Genomic DNA, 22,310 nt, shown 5'->3' with positions numbered 1-22,310 from the left:
AACTATTTTGAAAAAGACAGTTGAAATAACGCAAGTACAACCGTTCTTGAAGTGGGCTGGGGGAAAGAGGCAGCTCCTTCCGGAAATTCGTAAATATATCCCTACAAAAATAAATACGTACTATGAGCCATTCATTGGGGCGGGTGCTGTATTATTTGATATTCAACCAGAGAAAGCGGTTATTAATGATATTAATATTGAACTTGTAAATGTATATCAAGTTATTAAAAGCAATGCGGATGAGCTAATTGAGGACTTGAAAAAACACGAAAATGATCAAGAATATTTTTACGAAATTCGTAATCTAGATCGAACGCCAGCATATATGGAGCTTTCACCAATCGAGCGGGCCTCAAGAATTATTTATTTAAATAAAACTTGTTTCAACGGGCTTTTTCGCGTAAACAGCAAAGGACAATTTAATGTCCCATTTGGAAAATATAAAAACCCCCAAATCGTAAATGAGCATGTCATAAGAGCTGTACATAGCTACCTTAGCACGAATGATGTTCAAATCTTGAACACGGATTTTGAAAAAGTCGTAGAAGGAGCGAAAGAGGGAGACTTTATTTACTTGGATCCTCCATATGATCCAGTTTCCTCCACATCCTCCTTTACGAGCTACAGTTTAGATGGCTTTAACAGAGAAGATCAGCAGCGCTTAAAAAATCTATTTGTAGAACTAGATAGGCGCGGCTGCAATGTGCTTTTAAGTAACTCAGCGACTGATTTTATTAAAGAATTGTACGAGGATTATCATATCGAAATCGTTTCAGCAAGTCGACACATCAATGCAAAAGCTTCTGGAAGAGGGAAGATTGATGAAGTGCTGGTGATGAATTATGAGCCAAACAGATAAAGCATGGGAAACATTGTTTCATCGCCATCACATTTTGAATGAAATCCGCAAAAATGGCTTTTATGAAATTTTAGCAAAAGATATAAAGAAGGAACGTGAGCCAAGATTAATGGCGAAGTTTGACCATTATAGCAATCTGCCAAAGCTCTTCAAGGATCATGGTCTATCCATCCTTCCTAACTCACGTTCAAGTTATATTATTGGCGAATTCAATGTATATGAGAAAGTTACGTATAATGAAAAATTAAAACCGATTCATGTTGATTTTCCAAGTTATTTAACAACGATCGATCCATCAAACCTTTATTCTGAAAGCTCTGCACTGCACTGTGCTCATGTTACCGGCATGATGGAGGATGTGCTTGGAGAGCCATCCTTCCAGACCATCTCTGGCAGAATGTCTTCAAAGGAATTTGATTTCCACATTCGCATGAGGAGCGGGACTGACCATAATGTGAAAATTAAAAACTCACAAGTTGAAATTGATGGTGGTTATGAAAGCCAAAATCAATTCATGTTAGTAGAAGCAAAAAATTCGAAAGTCGATGATTTCCTCGCGAGACAAATTTATTATCCTTATCGTTTATGGAAGGAACAAACGCCTAAACAGGTGAAGCCTGTCTTTTTCACCTATTCGAATGATATATTTAGCTTTTTTATTTATGAGTTTACGAATCTTTATCGATACGATTCTATAAAGCTTATCGAACAACGGGATTATATTATTTCTCATGAGAAAATAAAACGTGATGATCTTCAAAGAATTTTCCAAACTGTTCACATAAAGCCGGAGCCAGCCATTCCATTTCCACAGGCAGACTCATTCCAAAGAATTGTTGATTTACTCGGGTTGCTAGTGGAAAATGACTTAAGCAAGACGACTATTACGCTAAACTATGATTTTGATGAACGTCAAACAAACTATTATACAACTGCAGGCATGTATTTAGGCTTAATTGAACGCTATACGGACGAGTTTAAACAAGTTATGTTCGCTCTTACGGAAATAGGAAGAGAAACGATGAAGCTCAAAACGAAAGATAAATATTTGCGGCTTGCTAGTCTCATTCTTGCTCATGAGCCATTCAAGCTCGTTCTCGCTGAACATTTCCGAACTGGCAAAGCGCCAATGAAGGAGAACGTAGTCGAAATAATGAAGAGGTGCAGTTTGTATAATATCAATTCTGACAGTACGTATAATAGACGGGCTTCCACTGTCATGAATTGGATTAATTGGATAATCTCCTTGCCAGAGACGTATTAAAGATGTGGCCAAGCAATGCTCTGCTAGAGGAATGACAGAGGAAAAAAGCAAAAAGATGAGTGTTAGAGCGGTGTAAACAATTTCCATCAATCGATTGATGGAGAAGGTTAGTAATTTAATTTAGGCATCGCTTGAGGATAAATATTTTAAGTGATTGAAGTTAAGTGTTTACCATACATTAGGGTATTCTAATAGGCTTAAATACTTGATAGATTTGATCAATCACCACTTAATGCAGAAAATAATAGGATGCCCTAAAATTACTAGGGCATCCTTTACTATTAATAAAACCTTTTAAACCCGTCAAAATGCTTTTGATAGTATGCGTTGCTTAAGTCTGTAATTTCCACACCGTTAGACTCACTAGCGTGAATAAACTTATTATTTCCAACGTAAATGCCCATATGTGAAATTCCAGGCTTGTATGTATTCTGAAAGAAAACTAAATCCCCAGGCTGTGGAGTATCGATATAATAGGCTCGTGCGTAATACCCTTCAGATGAAAGGCGATTGATGGATTTCCCTGTTTTACTAAAAACATAATGAATAAAGCCACTACAATCAAAAGCCTCTGTTGTTGAGCCACCGAATTTATAAGGCGTACCTACAAGCCGTAATGCTTCGTGAATTAGAGAATTATCCACGTTTTGCAAAATTTCGTTAACGAGATTCTCTAATTGAGAGTTAAGTGTTTGTTCTGTTTCTGTTTTCTGATCATTTCCAGGCTTCTGTACACTACTAGAGTTTTGCTCTGTACCATTCATTTGTGGATCTTTTGTCTTGTCCCCAATGTTTAATTTTTGTCCAACAAAAATTAAATCAGAGCTTAATTGGTTTAAGCTTTTTAAGAGATCTACTGTTAACCCTAGCTGTGCTGCTATTTTTGATAAACTATCGCCGCTTTTTACAATGTATTCACCATTGTTAGTTGAAGAAACACTTTGAGAAGGCTTCACATCAGTTGTTGGCGGAGGCATTTGGGTAGATGGAGCGGGCTTTGTAGGTGTGCCATTTTGTGTAGGCTTCGTTGCCGTTCCATTTGCTTCTTGCTTTGGAGTAGTTGCGTTTTTACCCGAAACAATTAATGTTTGTCCAACGTAAATCATGTCTTTCGTTAAGTTATTCCAAACCTTCAGCTCAGCAAGAGTAATGCCATGCTTGTTAGCTATTTTAATCAGGCTATCACCTTTTACGACCGAATATGTATGAGTAACTTGTTTAGCAGGAGCGGGCGGTGACGTAGTATTCTTCTTAGCTGTGGAGGAAGAAGCTGTCAATTTAAGCTGCTGGTTAATAAACAGAGCATCCGATTTTAAGTTATTATAAGATTTTATCTCATTAATAGAAACTTGATATCTTTTGGCAATGCTTGATAGTGTGTCACCTTTTTGCACCGTATAATTAGAGGCGAAAGCACTAGTAGAAATGGAAGTTGACAGAATAGCAGCTGTAGCTAAAGTTGCGACTTTTTTCTTCATTTTTCATTCTTCCCTCCTAAAAAAACACTATATTTATGCCATGATTCTACCATACCTCCTCCAAAAATCATAGACCACATTCTGGGTGCCAGGCACCACTCGTGGACATTTATTACCATTGTGTACTTATCAGGCGTACAAATTAGGATTAATTTACTTTTTATTACTGCTTATGTCGGTGCTTTTTCTGGATTATAATGATATTTTCCTATTTTTATAGGAATTATTAACTAATTTATGTATAATGGATAAAAGGGCGCGGACTTAAAGGTGGATAAAATTCATTTAGTACATCTGAAACCTCCTCATTCTACCACATTCTTATGAAAATTCCTCAAATCGTTAGAAACACAAGATAATTAGCTTTACCTCACTAGTCCAATTTCCTACCACTTAAATTCTCTCAAACATTTCTATCTTTCTCGAAAAATTAGTATAGGAGTGATCGATTTGGCTCGAAAACGCCGTGAATGGTTTCTCGGTGCGAAATATCATATAACAAGTAGAGGTATTAGAAGATCTGCTCTCTTTCACGATGACGCAGATCGAGAGCATTACCTTGATTTACTAGCAGAAACAAAACGTCGCCATCCCTTTTTCTTACACACATATTGTTTAATGACAAACCACATTCATCTCCAGCTTGAAACAATAACAACCCCTACTGGCGTAATCATGCAGCATCTTCACAACAAATACGCAAAATATTTCAATAAGCGCTATGAATTTACAGGCCATGTTTTCGAAAATCGTTATGATGCCCAGTGGATTGACAGTGCGGCATATGAACTCGATGTAAGTAAATATATCCATTTAAACCCTCTTGAAGCGAACATGGTCACGAAATTAGAAGACTATCGCTGGAGTAGCTATCGATCTTACATTCTCCAAGAAAAAAATCCCCTTATTACGACTGAACAAATCCTATCCTACTTTCCTATCCCACAACGAAAAGAATACGAGAAATATGTAAATTCGGGCTTTTATGACCCTGAAATTGTGAAAAGGGAAGGCTTGTGAAAAAGGAGCGGGGGATGTCATCCTTCTTAATGTTTTAATCTTACCTTTCAAAAATTTTAAAAAAAGGAGTGTCAAAATGGCTTCAACTGTTTATAGCTTTACACTAACCGGCATCCAAGGCCATCTTGTCGAAGTAGAAACGGACACACTTATCGGGCTGCCATCTGTACTAATAGTAGGATTAGGTGATAAAGCGGTAAGGGAAGCAAAAGAACGTTTAGAAGCAGCGATTAAAAACGCACATTACCAATTCCCACCTCAAAAAATCGTCTTTAATCTCGCTCCATCAGACATGAAAAAGACTGGTACACACTTTGACTTAGCAATGGCAATCGGTCTTTTAATGAAAACAAAACAAATCACCCCAAGGTACTCTAAGCAAATTGGATTAATCGGAGAACTTTCTCTCAACTCCTTCATTCGCCCTATTTCAGGCCTTCTCCCAATGGTTATTAAAGCGAAAGAGCTTGGAATATCTACGCTAATCATGGCGAAGGAAAATGTTCAAGAGGCTGAGCTTGTAAAAGGAATTAAGATTATTGGCTGTGAAACATTGAAAGATGCCATTGATGTTATTGAAGGGAAACAAATAAATAGGATCAGTCCGATAAAAATTGCACCAACTCTTGAAAAAAACCCCCATACCGTCGATTTCAAAGATGTGAAGGGTCTTCATTCCCTCGTTGAATACATTAGTATTGCTGCCGCAGGTGGGCATAACTTTCTAATGGTTGGTCCACCAGGATGTGGAAAATCAATGATTGCCAAAAGAATTCCCACCATTCTTCCGAAAATGACAGAAGACGAATCACTCGAAGTGATGAAAATATATAGTGTCGCCAATCTTTTAAAAAATAAGGGTAGTCTTATGACTGAACGCCCATTTAGATCACCTCACCATAACGCCTCGATCAACTCCCTTATTGGCGGCGGTACTTTTGCATCTCCAGGTGAAATCTCCCTAGCTCATCATGGTGTGTTATTTTTAGATGAAATGGCTGAATTTAGTAGAAAAGCACTAGAGGCAATGAGACAGCCTCTTGAGGATCACACAGTAACGATATCAAGAGTATGGGGGGCCAATACATATCCAGCCCATTTTATGCTTGTCGGAGCGATGAACCCTTGTCCATGTGGGTATTACGGACAACCGAAATGTAGATGTACAGATTATGAAATTATGAAATACCGGCACAAGCTATCTGGACCAATTATGGATCGAATAGACATCCAAAAATATGTTGGCATAGTCGATTTTTTCAATAAAGAAGATGAAGGTATTAGTTCTGCTGTGATCCGTGAACAAGTTGAACAAGCACGAATAATTCAGCAGAAAAGATACAGCGGTTTTTCGGAAATTAATTGTAATGCCCAGCTAACCCCGTCTTTAATAAAAAAATTTTGCCATCTTAATAGCGAAAGTAATGAATTACTCCAGCAAGCCTATCATCGCTTTCAATATAGTGGTCGCTCCCTGCATAAGTTTATTAAAGTGGCTCGAACAGTAGCAGATTTAGAAGGAAAGGAACAAATTGAAACTTATCACTTGAAAAAAAGTCTTCTGTGTAGAGATATAGAGAAGGACTCTATCTTTTTAGGTTAGGTGCCAGGTTAGGTGCCTGGCACCATCCATGGACATTTACAGCCTATTTGTCCATGTGGAGTGGACAGATTTATAGGGGGAAATTTAATTTATGATGAAAGTATTCGACTCTTATGACGTAGACGTAGGCGGAAAAATTATATTCGAGTAGTTAAGGAGGTAAATATGGACACTTATTGGATTTGGCTAAGTAGAGTGAAATATGTTGGACCAGTTTTACAAAAAGAACTAATCACCCATTTTCAATCCCCAGAGGCAGTTTATGAAGCGAAAGAGGATGAGCTTTTAGAAGTGCCGAAAATAACGAAAAACGCCATTCATTCACTCATTAAAAGCCGTTCTTTAAAAGAAGCAGAAGTTATCCAGACTCGTTTAGATACTATTGGAGTTACACTACTTCCATTTAATAGCGGTCGCTATCCAAATTTTGCGAAGGAAAGTAAAGAATCTCCTATTGTGCTGTATTATCGTGGGGAACTACAACCATTTAAAACAACTGTTGGAGTAATCGGTGCTAGGAGGTGCTCGTCATACGGGAAAAAGATCGCTGAACAATTAGGACATGATCTTGCTTCGTTAAAAATCCCCGTCATTAGTGGTTTTGCCAAAGGAATTGACAGCTACTCACAAGCTGCCTGCATTAGAAATGGAGGCTACACAATCTCATTTCTCGGTTGTGGCCCAGATGTCTGTTACCCGAATGAACAAAACCAGCTTTATCATCAAATCCTTGAATGTGGCGGTGCATTTATCTCGCAATATCCACCTGGAACCCCACCTATGCCAAAATACTTTATCGCAAGAAATGCCCTAATAAGTGCTTGGTCCACAGAGCTTGTCATTGTGGAAGCAGGGGAACAGAGCGGGGCACTAACAACGGCTGACTTTGCTGTCAAAAATAATAAATCTGTATATGCTGTTCCAAATCGGATTGATGCTCAAGAAGGGGTAGGAACAAATCGACTGCTATCCCAAGGAATACCGCCTTACCTAGGAGTCGAAAGCCTTCAATCTGTAAAAGAAAAAATGAAAAGCAATGACAGAGTTGCAAGTAAATCATTTTCTATAAATGCTGTCCCGTTGTTAACACCTATTTCATCTCAAGCTCAGAAATTTACAACAATTGAAACTGCGATTTTACAAAGACTTTCCGAAAATCCCAAAACTATTCACCAGCTTTTCACACACCTAAACCTGACCAAAACTGAACTAATGGACTATCTATTTAATCTAGAATTAGAAAAACAGATTATTATTAGAGGGGATATTGTAAGTAAAATATAAAGTCTACGGGCGGTGTTCACGAGCGGTGCCAGGCACCGCTCGGGGACTTTTTTGACCTTTTGTACTCGTGGAATGAACGAATTAAAGGAAATTAACCAAATCAAGTTGAATAAATTATAGTAGTGTATTTTTAGCTATAATCGGCTTTTTGATAAAGTGAATGAGGAAGGGGTTCTTCAAATTTATGAAGAACAAGATGAATAAACGTACGAAGAAGAAAGGTAGATTTCTATGAAGCCAATTGTGTTAGAAAATGCTCCAAATCATATAATAGTTAAAATGAGCAATAAGCCTGTTATTTTACCAACAGAAATTCGTAATCAGCATAATCTTTATTGGGAGGAGCAGATAAAAAATAACCCAACTTTACACAATGGCGATTCTTTTGCAATTACAGAAATTGAGCACACACCAGAGAAATTAGTTATAACCGTTACAAAAACTGACTACAAACACTATTTATATACACTACGGCATGCCGATTGTGCCTATCCATGCCAAGTGCTCTACACATGTGCAGCAGTCATTACGAATGATCAACATATTGTAATTGGGCGAATGAATCCATTAACCTCAACCCCAGATCGCTTGCAATTTACTGGCGGGGGACTAGAAGAATCCGATTTCGATGGTGAAAAATTCACTTTAGAAAAAAACATCTCCACGGAAATCAAGGAAGAAATGGGATTGGATATCTACTCTTCGTCCGTCATTTCCTTTCATCCAAAATTTATTAAGCATAAAGGATCACATGATTTTTGGGCAGTCATTTATGAAATAACGGTTGATTACACCGTACAAGGACTACACACTTTGTTTCTATCCCATAATCAACAACTAATAGAAAGGGGTGAAAGGCCAGAATTCGCAGATCTTTTATTTCTTCCTTTAGAAAAAGAAGCGATTCAAACCTTTATCAAAAATGAAAAATCCCCAATGGTCGACTACTTAGCTCCGGTTCTTTTGAAATACACAGAAACATAGGGGCTTTTTCTTTTGCCCTATGACACATTATTCAGCTTAATTGATAAACCCTAAAAAACTCTGTCAACTCCCCTATAAATATACTAAAATAGAATTATCTAACTATATTTCACACAACTGTCCACTACACGCGTACAAAAACATCATAAGTGTCCACGACCGGTGCCAGGCACCACAGAAAGACAAATCCACCAAAAGTGTCCACCGATGGTGCCTGGCACTATGAAATGGCACTATAAAACGGCAAAGAAACACATCAATAGGAGGCCTTATCCCCATGTTTAATGTGAAAAGGATTTTTAGTTTTTTGTTAGTTTTATTGCTTTTGTCGAATGTGACGGCTGTTTCGGCTGCTGAACCAATTGAGGAGATTCGCGATTTAATCAAGAAACATTACATAGGAGATGTTCCTGCTTCTGTTTTGTCACAGCGAACAGCAAAAGATATTACGAAACATCTTGATCCCTATTCTGTTTATATGACACCAAAAGAATTTGCTCAGTTCACGAACGGAATTGAACAAAAGCTATATGGCGTTGGGATTGTCCTCGATGAAGATGTGAAGGGGATTAAAATTATTTCTGTTATTCCAGGTGGTCCAGCTGAGCGGGCAGGGATGAAGGCAGGCGATATTATCGTCACTGCTAACGGTGTTAGCCTTGTCGGGCAATCCGTCCAAAAAGCAGTATCCCTTATTAGTGGCGATGCCAATACATCGGTAACATTAACTTATATTTCAGGCGAAACAAATCAAAATGTTACGAAAACCATAACAAGAGAGCATATTAAGATACCAAATGTTGAGTACCAAATGCTTGGCGGAGAGATTGGATATATTCGCTTAAACAGCTTCTCCCATGATGCGACGAAAGAAATGATAAGTGCCATTGGAAAATTATCAAGTGCAAAAGGGTGGATATTCGACTTACGGAATAATGGAGGGGGCTACGTAACCTCAGCTCAAGAAATTGCGGGGTTATTCCCGAACGTGAAAGACGCTTTCCAGCTAAGATATAAAACAGAACGTCCCGAAATTTACGCCGCCATTCCGCAAAAAGTGAAATTCACAAATCCAACTCATATTTTAATTAATGAGTATAGTGCAAGTGCTTCCGAAATGGTAGCAGTTTCGGTAAAAGAGCAGAAGGGCGCTACTTTATACGGGCAAACATCCTTCGGAAAAGGGTCGATGCAGACATTATTTCCATTAAGCGACAGCAGCTTACTGAAATTAACAACCGCTCATTTCTTTTCACCAAAGGGAGTTCCGGTTCACGAGGTAGGCGTCAAGCCGAATATTGAAACAGCGAAAGGTGAAGAGGTAACAACATCTCACCGCGACCAACTAATCGCGAAGTTCAATGGTTATCAAAAGCTTCCAACTCTCAAGGATGTTCCAGTGACAAAAACGTTTACGGTTGAAATGAGCATGGACATGGATTGGGCAGCGCTGAGTCCACAGGATGTACAGCTTATTCAATTAGGTGGAAAAGAAGTCGCAGTTGATGTGAAGGGCGAAGACATTCGCAAAATGACCATTAAGCCAAAAGAAAATCTGCAATCAAAAGGCAAATACATACTCCTTATCCATCCGAAATGGATGAGTAAAGATGCGAAACATATGCAAAATGGTATTTACCTTGAGGTGACAGTTAAATAAATAAAAAAGAAACTTGGAGGAAATCCAAGTTTTTTTTAATATAAGAAATAAATTTTTGAGTATCTAATTCCAGCGCCTAGCGAACTTTACGCTTTTCTTAATCAACAAAAAAAGCCAGCATCCCGCTTTCCGGATACTGACAAAATAGTAGGCAGCTACGCTGCCTCAGTTAGGTAAGCACTAGCCATTGGAAAGATCCGTTGCCAGTGTCCATCTATAAGACGTAACAGCTCGCAAAAAAGTTTCATTCAATCCGAAGAATTTTAAAAAGTTTTTGCTTGGATGAATTTTCTGAAGTAACATTACCATTGTCAACATCAACAGAAACGTCATCAACGTTCTCTTCTGCTAAATCTGCCTCTGCATCATCATCCGTCGAAGTCACTTCCTGCCCAGCAGACTCCTCATTCTGTAATCCATCTTCTTGAACACCATTCACTTCTCCAGATCCTTGTTTGAAATCAGAAAAAAGAGTAGGCCACATAATCAGATTGATGATAATGAGTGTGAAAATGACAGTGCTCATAATCGCTTTCTTAACCATTTATGGAATCACAATCTCCTTTGTTTCTAGCACCTTATTGGATGGACTATATCCTTTAATGCTAAGCTTTTCTCCTGATTTCAAACTTGGTTTATAAAGGGTAAATTGATTATTGCCTTTATACTCAAACTCGTCATTTCCAGCCTTTACTTTAACCACATGCTCACTCACTTCAACACTAATTTCAACAAAGTGAGCGTGACGATTTGCTTGAACATTCAATATCCTCTTTGCCGGTTTCTTTCCATTATTAGCATTTGAACTGGAACTAGAGCTAGAGCCAGTCCCAGAACTGGATCCAGTATTACCTTGAGATCCCGAATTCGTACCTTTTGAAACATTCTGGTTTTCTTTCCCGGTTTTCGAGTCTACCCCTTTACCCGTACTCGAACGACCTGCCAGTTTAAATGGTAAAATCGTATGCTCATTCAGAAACTCATTGCTTCCAGATTTCACATTTCCCTTAATATACAAATAATACTGAACGCCTTCTTTATAAGGAGCTTCCGGTGTAATCGTCACTTTACTGCCATCATCAGAGAGTTGGAGCTTAGCCTTCACCTTTTTCTGTCTTGCATCTATTATATAGAAGTTCTGTTTTTTAATCGTTCCTTCATTTACAGCTTCGGTAAAGGTAATCGACCAGCTTTTCATTGGATCTTGAATCGTTCGTTCTTCAAGCTGAACCTTTTCAAGGGCTGCTTCTCCAGTCAAAACACCGGAAAAAGCAACAATGAAAAGCAGCATCATAAGAAGAAGTAAATTTTTTCGCATCTTACCTGTCCTCAACTTGAACTTTAATGTCTGCTAGCTGGCTTTCAGCAAGAAAATCAGAGAAAAGTGTTTCCTTAGAAAGCAGGTCATGTAAAGTATAGCTTTTTCCTTCAGTCTTATATTTATAGGCTTCCTTAAACGTATTAATCATTTTTCCTTCTTCAGTTGCAAATTTAATAATTTTAGAATCAATCACTTTTTGAGCGCGATCTAAAGCAGTTACTTTTACATCAAAGAAATCAGGCATATTGGAAAAGCCAATATCGAATTTCAATGCATTTTTTTGACCCTTTGCATCTCTGATCTCATTGGCAAAGCCCTTTTGCAACGTTTTGCCGTTTTTCATAATATCAATATGTACAGAGCTTACATCCTCACTCTTCGTTGTAATATCAATATTCGTCATGCCACTAATCGAAGTTTGGTCTTCCTTTAAAGAGCCAGGCTTTTTATGAATAATATTAATATCATTAATATATCTTTTCGGTGCAAATGCTTTAATTTCTCTCGGTGTGTATTGTGTAAGCAAAGTGGAGAGACGTGCTTGATTAATAACCATTAATTCATAAAAGTCAATATAGTTTGTTTGGAATGGATAGGAAAGAGATTGGCTATATACACCGTTCACTAGCTCAATCGCAGGTCCATTAACCTGAACAAGATACTCTTTATTAAATTCGAGCGATTTTTCAGGAACAATATTTAATACATCTCTGTCTATGCGAGTTGTTTTAATCGGCAAATCAATATACGTTCCATTTTGCTTAACAAATAGTTTAATATAATTAGCCGATACTTTAAGAATATTGCTATTAAATTGAATGCGAATATCAGTATCAATCGGTACATTTTGATCACCAGCAGCTGGAAAGGTTTTAATAATTTCCGGGTAACTAGCTGCTTTCGCTGAATGATTTACAGCAGGTACTAAAATCGAAAGGAGTAATATAATAACAACTCCAATAACATTTCCTTTTCTCATCGTCCTAACCACCTTCATAAAATGATGCTTATCATTAATATACAACGAAATTCGACATTTCTCCATATAAAACTAATAGGGGCATTTTCCACCAACCTTACATATATATGTAAGGTGTGTTTTAACTAATGGCTTTGTGAGATTTGACTGTTGATTTTCGCTTAAAAAGGATGATTTCCACGGGTGGTCCGTGAACTTCCTTGTCGACTTACTCCTGCGTGGTCTCACCTGAACACTCTTTTCCCGCAGGAGTCGCCGCCTTCACACTTCAATTAATTAATAGAAAGATTTTAAATCATGTCTAAAAACGTAGCCTTCACCGAAAGGTCTTAGCGAAGGCAACGTTTTCTTAACTATGCCTATTAGTATTCCGTACTAGAGTAGCTTCCCAATTAAATAATCGAAATATTTCTTTAGAAAAGGAAAAAGCCGCCATAATTGGCGGCCCCTTCGGACGTTGAAGCGAAGGTTAGTACATGCGTACTAATACAAGTTAAAGAAAGCATCGGTTTTGGGAGAAAACCTTCATAATCCTATCTTACCAAATTTTTCGGAAAAAGACATGTAAAATTTGCTAATATAGCCAAAATTTTATTTTATAAGGAATATCTAATAAATTTCTGAATAGACTGATAAAGTATGTACATTTTATGAAGGAACAGTAAATATATTACAAAATTAATAAAAATATGATAAATAATGTAGAAATTTAGCAAGTTTTATATTATCATATGAAATATAAACCATTGTTGGGGGACTCGTCCACGCTTTCCTCAAAAAAATATATATTGGTAACTATTGCATAAAATGCGATAGTTTGATATACTTTTTTACTAGTTAGGTAAGCAGTGGATATAGAGGAAAACACAACCATTGGTTTATTCATTGCTAACAAATAAAAAATGCACTACATAGCATGAAGGGAGAATACAAGTTTATGAAGAAGAAAGCTATTAAATTAGCAACATCTACTGCTATCGCAGCTTCAGCATTCGTTGCTGGCGCACCAGTGAACAAAGCTGATGCAGCTGTGAACGTAGACCAATTAGTTAAAGCAGCAGAGGCTACTGCAAAGGTTTTACAATGGTCAATCTCAACTGAGGGAACTGCAGATTTCGTAACTCGTCCTTACACTGAATATAATGCAGCTAAAGCAGCTAACAAAGCAGCTAAAGCAGAAGTTGCAAAATTGAAAGGTGCTGACAAGGCAGTTTACGAAGCACGTCTTTTAGATTCTGATCTTCAAATTAAGCGTGCTCAAGCTTATATTGATGCTCTTACTTCTGGAGAGAAAATTGTTGAAAAACAAGCTAACTTACAAAAGGCGATCAATGCTACTGACTTAAAAAATGTTCAATCAAGCTATCATACTTTAACAGCTGAAATCCGTAAGCAAGCTGAATTACTTTACCGAGTTTACGGACAATCAACTCGTGATGGTATCTTAAAGAAATTCAAAGATCCAGCTGAAAAGCTATACAGAAGTGTAGTTAACGAAGTAACTGTTCTAGATCATGTTGCTCTAGTTGATAAATACACTAAAGAAAAAGCTTACGATAAAGCTGTAGACCATGTAGCTAAAGCTGAATACGCATTAAAAGATGTTAAACAATTCAAAACTGAGTTGACAAAGAATTTAAATGATGTTGTGGATGCTTTACCTTTAATGGTTACATCTGTATCTCGTATAAATTCAACTACAATTGAAGTTAAATTTACTAAAGCACTTGATTCTGCACCAGTTTCTCATTTTTCATTTGATAAAGATGTGAATGTGACTACAACAAAATTAAGTGATGATAAAAAGACTGTAACACTTACTGTATCTGGTGAAAAAGCTGATACAACATATACATTGTACTATAAAGGTGAGGCAACAAAATCGTATACATCTCCTAAAGCAGCAACAGGTCCTATTACTGGCCCAACTGATTTAGTAAGACAAGATGCTGAGACTACTCGCACATATACATTTAATGTTGATCGCCGTGCTGGAGAAAACTACAGTGGTTCAGTAACTATAGAATTGGTGGATCCAAATGATTCAACTGCAACACCAGCGGCTGAAATTTACACGGTGAATGGTTCTACTGATGGAGTTGCTACAGGTAAAGTAAAGTGGGAAGGCTATGCTAGAGATGGTAAAGTTTCTCTTATCATAAAAGGAACATCTATTACAGATACTAAGGATGTTCAACCTATTGTAACAAAAGGTGCAACTGGTGATGTTCAAAAAGGTGGAATTACAAAATTCTTAGTTGAATCTGATAGTAAACACTATGTAACAACAAATGCACTTGAAAGAGATAATCAAGGTGTTGTAGTTCAGTACGTAGATGCTGCAAATGATTATTTCACTGCTACTGAACCAGGAACTGGAAATCCAGAGCTTAAATTTAAAATGAATAAGTCTGCTATTTATCAAGTAGAGGGCATTATTGTATCTCTAGATGAATTTAAAAAGCAACTTTCAACTCATGATGGACTTGACATCGATTATTATAAAGGCTCTGATGGAGCAAAGAGTGTATTTAACATAACTCAAAACTTGAATGTAAACTCTTTAACTGTAACTAACCCAGCTAAAGGGGTAGTACGTGTTAGTGATAAAGACTTTAATTTCAGAGGAACTGGTTCTAGTGGAAACACTGTAAGAATTTTTGTTCCAAAGGATGCAACTGAGTATGCTAATAACGAAGCAACTAGACAAATCGCTGCTTTCACAATTAGCGGAAGTTCTTGGAATAAAACTGTTGATCTAAACAAAGCTCAACTAAATAAATTTAAAGTTGTTCAATACTATCAAGATAGTAATACACCAGTACCTGGAAATCCTACTGATTTATATGAAATCAAAGAAGGAGCATTTGCCTTTACTGAAGTAAAATCTTCAGCAACTGCTGGTGAGGCATTAAAGCCTGGTAGTACCTTAACATTTACTTTTGGAAGTGATGCAGATGCTGCTGATGGAACTTTCTACTGGAAGGATAAGGCTACAGTTGCTAATAATGCAAAATTAGTACTTGCAGATGCAAATGGAGTAAGAGCTACTTATACTATCTCTTCTTCTGATATTAAAGATAACAAAACTAACGAAGTAACAATTACTTTAGGTTCTCCTGATTCTACAACTGGCAAGTATGATAGTGCTTCTGGACTAGAAGTTGTATCATTCTCTGGTGTTACAAACCAAGATAGCATGCCACTTGATGCTACTAAATTATCTAAAGCTCTTAAGGTAATTAAGAACTAATATTTAGGAAAGCCATTTTAATAAAAAGATAGTGTGGTTTCCTGAAAAAAATAGAAAAATTGGAAAGGTCTTGTGATGAGAAATCTTTACAGGACTTTTCCTTTTTTTTAATTATTACATATATAGAATGACGCTGATTATTGAGATGATATATACTGGGTTAAAGAAAGGAGTATAAATATGACGAAATATCAAAAAACAATATATTGCAAAATAATAATAGTCCATCAGTTTATTAGAGATTTCTAAAAAATTTAAAGGCATTTAATCCTTATTGCAAAAATATAATTATTATCATATGAACTTATCTACCGAACAATTGCCATACTTAGCCGAGATATTACCGTTCCCATAAGCTGATGGGAATCTATTGCGATTTTGTCTGACTAAAAATAAGCCCTAACCATTATTTTTAGACTTATATATTGAATTTGAGATTAAGTTGATAATAATTATCTAACAGATCGTTTAATGATAAAAACTTACGAGATGGCACAAGTAGAGATATAACGCGTTTACAGAATATGAAATTCATAATGCATTAGGCGAAGTTGTCACAGGTCAAATCATTGTAGCCGATGGGACATTAAAAGCTTTAACTAGCGAAGAAAAGGGTACTTACAAGTTAGTTGCTAAATACCTAGGTAAAGATATAACATCAGAGTAATAGTAAAGCAAGTATTAACGAAAATTATTGAGGATTCAATGAAAATAACACTAGAACCTAGTGGCACACAATAATTAGAAATTACAGTACATTATTCGGATGGGAGTAGTTAAGTAATCTAAAAAGAGGAACAGCAAGTGAGGATGGATTAATTACAAACTCAGTGGAAGCTACAAGAGGGAGGGTTAACATAACTGCAAAATATAGAAATCGCTCAGTTTTAATTTAGGTATCAGTAGTACCATAATCTTAGAGAAAGCATACATAGAAAGGTAAAGCTCCGCGAAGATTTTATCTTTACGAAGCTTATTCTTTCTTTACATAACACTCTTTAGTTTAATTCCCTCAACTTACCCTTCGCAGGAGTCTTGTAGCTCACAAATCCCTCTATTTTCGTCACATAATGATTGTCCCCAAGCCCGTATTGTCCACCGAATTTATCATCATATTTGTATACTCGATATTGTTCACCTGGTTTAAGCACTCTTATAAATTCAAGCTTATCTCCATTGCGTTTCCATAGATTAATCGGTTTTACAATTTCTAATTTGCCGATTTGTCCCTTTTTCATTAATAAACCGTCCCAGTATACTTTTTGTGTTGGGTTTTGCTCCCCTGGTTTTGGCTCGGGTTTAACTTCTGTGGAATGAATGCTTCCAGTTGTTACCCATTGCGCGATGTCAGAAAGGAAAGATTGTGGAACATTTCCTGGTGTTACGTATTCGGTCATCCAGTTTGGCTCACCTGGATAATCTACAAGTGTGTGGAACATATTTGGGTATAATTTGTACTCAACATTGTCGCGATTTTTCAAAGCTGTTTTCCATGCCTCAAATTCGGAGACGGGAACTTGCAAATCTTTTTCCCCTTGTAAAAGAAGGGTTGGAATGTTTTGTTTTTTTGCTAGTTCAGTAGGGACATAGTCACGTAAATCAAACCACCAATAACTAGGTTGTAATTGGAAATTAGCCGGAATGTTATCCTTCGTATTTTGTGGTTCCTTCAATAACCCGAATTGATTTTGATAAAACGAAATGGTTTCTTTTAAAGCAGTAATTTGTTCTTTCGGTGCTTGCATTTTTTCTGCAAGCTTTAGCTGCGCTTCCACTTGCCAAAGCATTAAGTCATGGAATTTTCCAGCTGGCCCAGCAACACCAATCACACCTTTAATATCCTTATTCTTATCATTTTCCACAATTAGCGGAAGTGCAAATGCACCTTGGCTATGACCAAGAACAAATATTTTATTAGAATCAATTTCAGGGAGAGACTTTAGTTTATTAACAGCAAGATTTGCATCCACGACGGTTTCCTCTTGAATAGAGAACCTAGGCTCTAAACTTGTTTTAACCGTGTGGGCTCTCGTACGTTTATCGTATCGCAGAACGGCAATGCCATCATTTGCAAGTCCTACTGCCATATCTCGGAAAGGCTTAAAAATGGAAAACGTTTCATCCATATCGTTCGGACCTGAACCATGGACAAGAACAACGACAGGGAATGGTCCTTCTCCTTTAGGAACAGTTAACACCCCTGGCAAAGCAAATTTTCCCTCTCCAATCACGACTTGTTTTTCTGTGTAGTTTTCTGAATGATTGTAAGAAGGATTTAAGAAGCTTTCAGGTGGTGTAATCGTATCAAATAGAAAGTCATCAACCTTTCCATCACGATTAAACTTGAGAATTTGCTTAAAAGCTCCTTTTTCTGCTTTTACAATAAAGGTTACCCTCGTATGCACTCCGTCATTCTTTAATCCTTCCAAAGTAGATTCTTTACTTTCACCAAACGGAGTTGTTAGTTGTGCCCAAAGGGTTGGAAGGAGTTCCTTCGATAGGGTAGCTTGAAGATTGAGGCTTAATAGATTATAGGCAGCATCCCAATTTTTTGTTTTCGTATACTCTAAAAAATCCTTAGCACTATTTTCATAGTTTATTTCTTTCGAAACTTCTTGGGCTGAAACATAATGTTCAGAGACCGCTAGACTCCCAGCTATTCCTGTTAGACCTATAGTACTGGCTAACATTAGCTTACTAATAGATTTAATTGCTTTTTTCGCCATCTTCATTCCTCCTATGTATTTTTTCTCATGCTTATAAAAGCAGCACTTATCTCTAATACGGTTGAGGGTTGGGAAAGGTTCATAAAAGGAGGGAATTATTGGTGCTTGAGGTAGGAGGAGGGTGATTTTGAGTTTGTGATAGTATGTATTTCGCAAGTGAAAATGGATCCATTTAGTAATTAAAAATTTTTTCACTTATAATTGGCCTTTTTCAATCATTTCTTTCGTTTCATAAATACGATAGGAATTGCCCACCATATTTATCACATGTGCTCTGTGTGTCAAACGATCAGTTAATGCAGCTGTTAAAACTGGATCATAGAAAACTTCCTCCCAGCGGTCAAATGACAGGTTACTAGTTATTATTGTAGATGCCCTTCCAGCACGTAAAGAGAGGTGTGAGAATAATAACTCTGCAACTTATCAAACGATATGTAACCTAGCTCGTTGCTTGAAAAGGAGTACCTATCTCATATCCTCACGAAAAAATTTGTAACAATAAATATAAAAAGGGTGCCATTTTTTGCACTATCGCCAATTTTTTATATCGGAAACTGTTAATTAGCTTGGTTTTCTGGCGGATTTTTCTAACTTCGAAAGTATATTAAGTTCTTATGAGAGTAGCCAGTTTAGTAGAATAGTTCTAATGACCAAAAAGGATCCAATCACCATATCTATTGTTCGATAGAATGACTCTAATGGCCAAAAAAGTATCAATCACCGAATCCATTAACCGATAGCGCACTCCTAATGACTAAAAAAGCTTCGATAATCATATCATCTATCCGATAGAATGAGTCTAATGACCAAAAAGCAACAACTGTAGAGTCTGAATTGTCATTTTCCTACAATTTATTTGATTTCAGTACTCCCACTTAGTAGGATTAAATTTCACGAACTGAGTGATTTGCTCGAACAAGAAGCAAAGGGTCTAACAATCAATTAATGCCGGCAAGCTTTACTTTTGTTTTGTCATTGGAACTGACTGCAAGGTGTAATACTATAAGTCATTTCACATTTAACTCTAATATATGAAATGGTGTGGGCATCATTTTCCTCTATCAATACTAAATCCCAATTTGGGTTTAATATATAACGAACAAAAAAACTATTAAACTCTTGTATATTTCTTTATATAGAATTATAATATCTTTAATGTTCTTAAAAAAGAACAATTTCTTACTAAGAATGGATAATTCAAAGCCTACATAAATAATAAGGGGGAAATTTAGTATAAATTCTTCTAAGCAAAATACTATGAAGTATTGGAAAGAAACACTCGACTATTTAATTTTAAAAAACTAGTGAAGTGAAACTGAAAAAAGGAGGATGACGATGTGGAATCATCACCTTTTAGAAATGGTGAGGGCCCGAAGAGACAGAACAGACTGAAAACTTTTATTTACGGTATAGTTGTTGCAGTGTTAATTATTAGCGGAATTAACCTGATTACCCCTGCATATGGACGATTTTTTTCTCCTCAAGAGGATAAAATAGACGTTCAAGCCTGCTTTATTTTTCCAAAAACTATTGAGGAACATAAGGAGCAAACAGATAAGCTTCGGTGGGAAGCCGAGGATTTAATGGATGAACTAATAGGGAAAATATCAGAGCTAGAAATAACGGAAATGAACGAGAGAATGGAGGAATTGGAGAAATCCTCAAACGAAACTCATATTCCTGATTCGAGTGGTGAAAACCAGATAGATTCTTCAACAATTGAAGGTCTTCGAGCTTTACAAAGTGCTCTACAAGCTGAAATATCTGCAATCGAAAGCACCATTACAGCCAATGAACAAAGAATTTCTGATTTAGAGAACGCGATTACAGAGCTGGAAAGCTTAATATCCGCTATAGAAAATGTAATTGAAAATGATATTCAAGCCGTTAAGATGCAAGTTGATCAAAAGCTAGAGGAAATTCTCGAACTTATTCAATATATTGAAGAAATAAAGGACCGTGCAATGGAAGAATGTAATTACGATCCACTATTTTTCTCGGAAAGACTAGCCCAAATGGATTTTAATAAGCAAGTAACTGAAAATCTTCTACAGAAGCTTGAAGAAGAACACGCCCAATTAACAGAACAAATCCAGAAGTTTTCCGATCAAGTAACCGCAATGAAAGTTAGCATTACAAGTATTCAGTCTGAAAATGAGAGCCTTGCAGGACAAATAAGTGGACTAATGAACCAGATAGCTTCAATTGATCAATTAATTGAAGATTTAGCAGAACAAATTCGGATTGCTGAGGAAAAGAAAAAGCTAGAAGAACATGAAAAATTAATGGAAGAACTAAGAAAGCTAGAAGAGGAAATCAGGATCGATGAAGAAATAAAGCAGCGTGAGAAGGAAAAAGAAAAAGAACGAGAAAACAAGGGGTCAGAGAAATCAAATGAACTTGGGGAAGAGAGTAACGAACAAGAAGAATATAATACCGATGAAAGAGAAATGACTGAGATGGATCAAGAATAAGTTACGAAAAAGATGGAAGAGCCAATTGATTTTAGTTGATTGGCTCTTCTTCCTATTATCTGATTGTTAACGTTGTTCTTGCTTTCAGCGTATTTCTGGATGCCCTTCATCATCTTGAAAGGTTACCGATCATTTAAGCCTTTAATAAAGCTCGAGGCGAATTAGAAATGTCCCCAACAATTTGATATACCTGCACATTCGGTAAATGCACTGCATACAAAGTTTCTTCCGGTGCTCGAACGATTAAAACGTTCGGATGTATTCTTTCAATTACTTCAATGGGAGTAGGCAGAACAGAAGCATTCACTTCTCCTCCAATCGCCCAATAAGACACACTAGATGTTTCGTTCTCTACTATTTTTTGCTCAGGGTAGGTTGGAGGTATACAATCTCTGTTTATATGAACAAAATCCTCAATAATGGCACTTGCAGTTGGGAACATGCCTGCTCCCGGCCCTTGAAGACTAATATTGCCGACTATATCTCCATCGATGGAAACAGCATTTTGAACACCCTCAACATGGTAAAAAGGATGCTGTTCACTTACAAGCACAGGTTTCACACTGCAACGTATGCCGTTAACCGTCCGTTCAATCGATGCGACATGTTTAAAGCGAAATCCTAAAGAAGTAAAGACCTCGATTTGCTCAATCGTAATTCCTCGTATACCTTCTCTAATAGATTGATCCCAGTCTGGGGTTAATCCGAAAGCAACCTCACTTAAAATGACCGCTTTATAGAAAGCATCATAGCCTTCCACATCATTCGTCGGGTCTGCTTCCGCATAACCTTTTTCCTGTGCCAGCTTTAAGGCTGCCGAAAATGATACATTTTCTTCTCTCATCTTCGTCAAAATAAAATTTGAAGTTCCATTAAGGATTCCTTGAATTTTCTCGATATTATTCACATTTAATAATTGCTTGAGCGTCTGGATGACAGGTATTCCGCCCGCAACCGTCGCCTCAAAACTAAGAGAAACACCATGAGCAACGGCTAATTGCTTCAAGTTCTTCCCGTAATGGGCAAACATCTCCTTGTTCGCCGTTATGACATGGCAGCCTCTTATTATTGCCTGCGTCAAATATGTAAAACAAGGCATTTTGCCGACAATCGCATCAATAACAACATCAAGCTTTTCGAGTGTAATAATTTTCTCGAAGTCATCAGTTAACAGAACATTTGGATCAGGTTGCTGATGCTTTTCTAAATTTTTCACGAGAATTCCAACGACCTTCACTTCTTTTCCAAAAAGAGCTTGAAGCTTTTCCTGATGTGACTGAATCGTACGATATACACCTTTCCCAACTGTTCCGTAACCTAATAATGCAATATGAATGGCTGACATTTTTTCATTCCTCCTGTTTTTTTGTCTATAAAATAAATGGATGATCCACTTGTGCAGAGC

Annotated in this window: 15 protein-coding genes and 1 pseudogene; 9 read left to right on the top strand and 7 right to left on the bottom strand. The window is 36.9% G+C overall.

Annotation, left to right across the window (positions count from 1 at the left end):
• The first annotated feature begins 7 nt into the window (after positions 1–7).
• Positions 8–859 (top strand): DNA adenine methylase, encoded by an 852-nt coding sequence (locus KDN24_RS24595; RefSeq protein WP_491348213.1) that lies wholly within the window; start codon positions 8–10, stop codon positions 857–859.
• Positions 843–2,123, top strand: coding sequence for a type II restriction enzyme (locus KDN24_RS24590; protein WP_409973209.1), 1,281 nt, complete (start codon positions 843–845; stop codon positions 2,121–2,123). Before KDN24_RS24595 ends, KDN24_RS24590 begins: the two co-directional genes overlap by 17 nt.
• A gap of 281 nt (positions 2,124–2,404) precedes the next feature.
• Here KDN24_RS24590 and KDN24_RS24585 read toward each other — a convergent pair whose 3' ends face one another.
• Entirely contained in the window at positions 2,405–3,601 is a 1,197-nt protein-coding gene (locus KDN24_RS24585) for a C40 family peptidase (protein WP_409973210.1), read from the bottom strand.
• Positions 3,602–4,051: 450 nt separating this feature from the next.
• Here KDN24_RS24585 and KDN24_RS24580 point away from each other — a divergent pair, with 450 nt between their 5' ends.
• The 5 genes from KDN24_RS24580 to KDN24_RS24560 all read left to right on the top strand — a co-directional run bounded on the left by KDN24_RS24580 (position 4,052) and on the right by KDN24_RS24560 (position 10,152).
• Positions 4,052–4,621, top strand: coding sequence for a transposase (locus KDN24_RS24580; protein WP_409973211.1), 570 nt, complete (start codon positions 4,052–4,054; stop codon positions 4,619–4,621).
• A gap of 76 nt (positions 4,622–4,697) precedes the next feature.
• Positions 4,698–6,224 (top strand): YifB family Mg chelatase-like AAA ATPase, encoded by a 1,527-nt coding sequence (locus KDN24_RS24575; RefSeq protein WP_409973212.1) that lies wholly within the window; start codon positions 4,698–4,700, stop codon positions 6,222–6,224.
• A gap of 165 nt (positions 6,225–6,389) precedes the next feature.
• Positions 6,390–7,508: a DNA-processing protein DprA gene (locus tag KDN24_RS24570; RefSeq protein WP_409973213.1), complete on the top strand. Its 1,119-nt coding sequence runs from the start codon at positions 6,390–6,392 to the stop codon at positions 7,506–7,508.
• Between the two features lie 231 nt (positions 7,509–7,739).
• Positions 7,740–8,492: a hypothetical protein gene (locus KDN24_RS24565; protein ID WP_491348212.1), complete on the top strand. Its 753-nt coding sequence runs from the start codon at positions 7,740–7,742 to the stop codon at positions 8,490–8,492.
• Between the two features lie 277 nt (positions 8,493–8,769).
• Positions 8,770–10,152 carry a S41 family peptidase gene (locus KDN24_RS24560; RefSeq protein ID WP_409973215.1) on the top strand — a complete coding sequence of 461 codons (1,383 nt, stop codon included), beginning with the start codon at positions 8,770–8,772 and terminating at the stop codon, positions 10,150–10,152.
• Between the two features lie 244 nt (positions 10,153–10,396).
• Here the strand turns inward: KDN24_RS24560 and KDN24_RS24555 are convergent, their stop codons facing one another.
• From KDN24_RS24555 to KDN24_RS24545, 3 genes are read right to left on the bottom strand one after another with little or no spacing between them, the layout of a single operon-like run.
• A complete protein-coding gene (locus KDN24_RS24555) occupies positions 10,397–10,696 on the bottom strand; it encodes a hypothetical protein (RefSeq protein WP_409973216.1) in 300 nt (99 codons plus the stop codon).
• Entirely contained in the window at positions 10,697–11,470 is a 774-nt protein-coding gene (locus KDN24_RS24550; RefSeq protein ID WP_409973217.1) for an Ig-like domain-containing domain, read from the bottom strand.
• 1 nt (position 11,471) lies between these two features.
• A complete protein-coding gene (locus KDN24_RS24545; RefSeq protein ID WP_409973218.1) occupies positions 11,472–12,452 on the bottom strand; it encodes an Ig-like domain-containing domain in 981 nt (326 codons plus the stop codon).
• 937 nt (positions 12,453–13,389) lie between these two features.
• Between KDN24_RS24545 and KDN24_RS24540 the strand changes: the two genes are divergently transcribed.
• On the top strand, positions 13,390–15,705 hold the full coding sequence (locus KDN24_RS24540; protein ID WP_409973219.1) for a hypothetical protein: 2,316 nt from the start codon (positions 13,390–13,392) through the stop codon (positions 15,703–15,705).
• A gap of 998 nt (positions 15,706–16,703) precedes the next feature.
• Here the strand turns inward: KDN24_RS24540 and KDN24_RS24535 are convergent.
• Complete coding sequence (locus KDN24_RS24535) at positions 16,704–18,431, bottom strand: alpha/beta hydrolase (RefSeq protein ID WP_409973220.1); 1,728 nt, start codon at positions 18,429–18,431, stop codon at positions 16,704–16,706.
• Between the two features lie 195 nt (positions 18,432–18,626).
• A pseudogene (locus tag KDN24_RS24530) lies at positions 18,627–18,883 on the bottom strand (ATP-binding protein); the annotation flags it as partial.
• Between the two features lie 885 nt (positions 18,884–19,768).
• On the opposite strand from KDN24_RS24530, the gene KDN24_RS24525 reads away from it, so the two are divergent.
• Complete coding sequence (locus tag KDN24_RS24525; RefSeq protein ID WP_409973221.1) at positions 19,769–20,905, top strand: hypothetical protein; 1,137 nt, start codon at positions 19,769–19,771, stop codon at positions 20,903–20,905.
• A 133-nt stretch (positions 20,906–21,038) separates the two neighbouring features.
• Here the strand turns inward: KDN24_RS24525 and KDN24_RS24520 are convergent, their stop codons facing one another.
• Positions 21,039–22,250: a homoserine dehydrogenase family protein gene (locus tag KDN24_RS24520; RefSeq protein ID WP_409973222.1), complete on the bottom strand. Its 1,212-nt coding sequence runs from the start codon at positions 22,248–22,250 to the stop codon at positions 21,039–21,041.
• Positions 22,251–22,310: the final 60 nt, after the last annotated feature.

The sequence above is a fragment of the Cytobacillus sp. Bva_UNVM-123 genome (assembly GCF_046351715.2).
GTDB lineage: Bacteria > Bacillota > Bacilli > Bacillales > Cytobacillaceae > Cytobacillus.
Note: the sequence above shows the minus strand (reverse complement) of the source record. Positions and strands in the feature narration are given on the sequence as shown.

Bases quoted from the DNA above. Each gene is read 5' to 3' on its own strand.
- KDN24_RS24590 (WP_409973209.1), top strand. From the start codon at position 843: ATGAGCCAAACAGATAAAGCATGGGAAACATTGTTTCATCGCCATCAC.
- KDN24_RS24585 (WP_409973210.1), bottom strand. From the start codon at position 3,601: ATGAAGAAAAAAGTCGCAACTTTAGCTACAGCTGCTATTCTGTCAACT.
- KDN24_RS24575 (WP_409973212.1), top strand. From the start codon at position 4,698: ATGGCTTCAACTGTTTATAGCTTTACACTAACCGGCATCCAAGGCCAT.
- KDN24_RS24570 (WP_409973213.1), top strand. From the start codon at position 6,390: ATGGACACTTATTGGATTTGGCTAAGTAGAGTGAAATATGTTGGACCA.
- KDN24_RS24565 (WP_491348212.1), top strand. From the start codon at position 7,740: ATGAAGCCAATTGTGTTAGAAAATGCTCCAAATCATATAATAGTTAAA.
- KDN24_RS24560 (WP_409973215.1), top strand. From the start codon at position 8,770: ATGTTTAATGTGAAAAGGATTTTTAGTTTTTTGTTAGTTTTATTGCTT.
- KDN24_RS24555 (WP_409973216.1), bottom strand. From the start codon at position 10,696: ATGGTTAAGAAAGCGATTATGAGCACTGTCATTTTCACACTCATTATC.
- KDN24_RS24550 (WP_409973217.1), bottom strand. From the start codon at position 11,470: ATGCGAAAAAATTTACTTCTTCTTATGATGCTGCTTTTCATTGTTGCT.
- KDN24_RS24545 (WP_409973218.1), bottom strand. From the start codon at position 12,452: ATGAGAAAAGGAAATGTTATTGGAGTTGTTATTATATTACTCCTTTCG.
- KDN24_RS24540 (WP_409973219.1), top strand. From the start codon at position 13,390: ATGAAGAAGAAAGCTATTAAATTAGCAACATCTACTGCTATCGCAGCT.
- KDN24_RS24535 (WP_409973220.1), bottom strand. From the start codon at position 18,431: ATGGCGAAAAAAGCAATTAAATCTATTAGTAAGCTAATGTTAGCCAGT.
- KDN24_RS24520 (WP_409973222.1), bottom strand. From the start codon at position 22,250: ATGTCAGCCATTCATATTGCATTATTAGGTTACGGAACAGTTGGGAAA.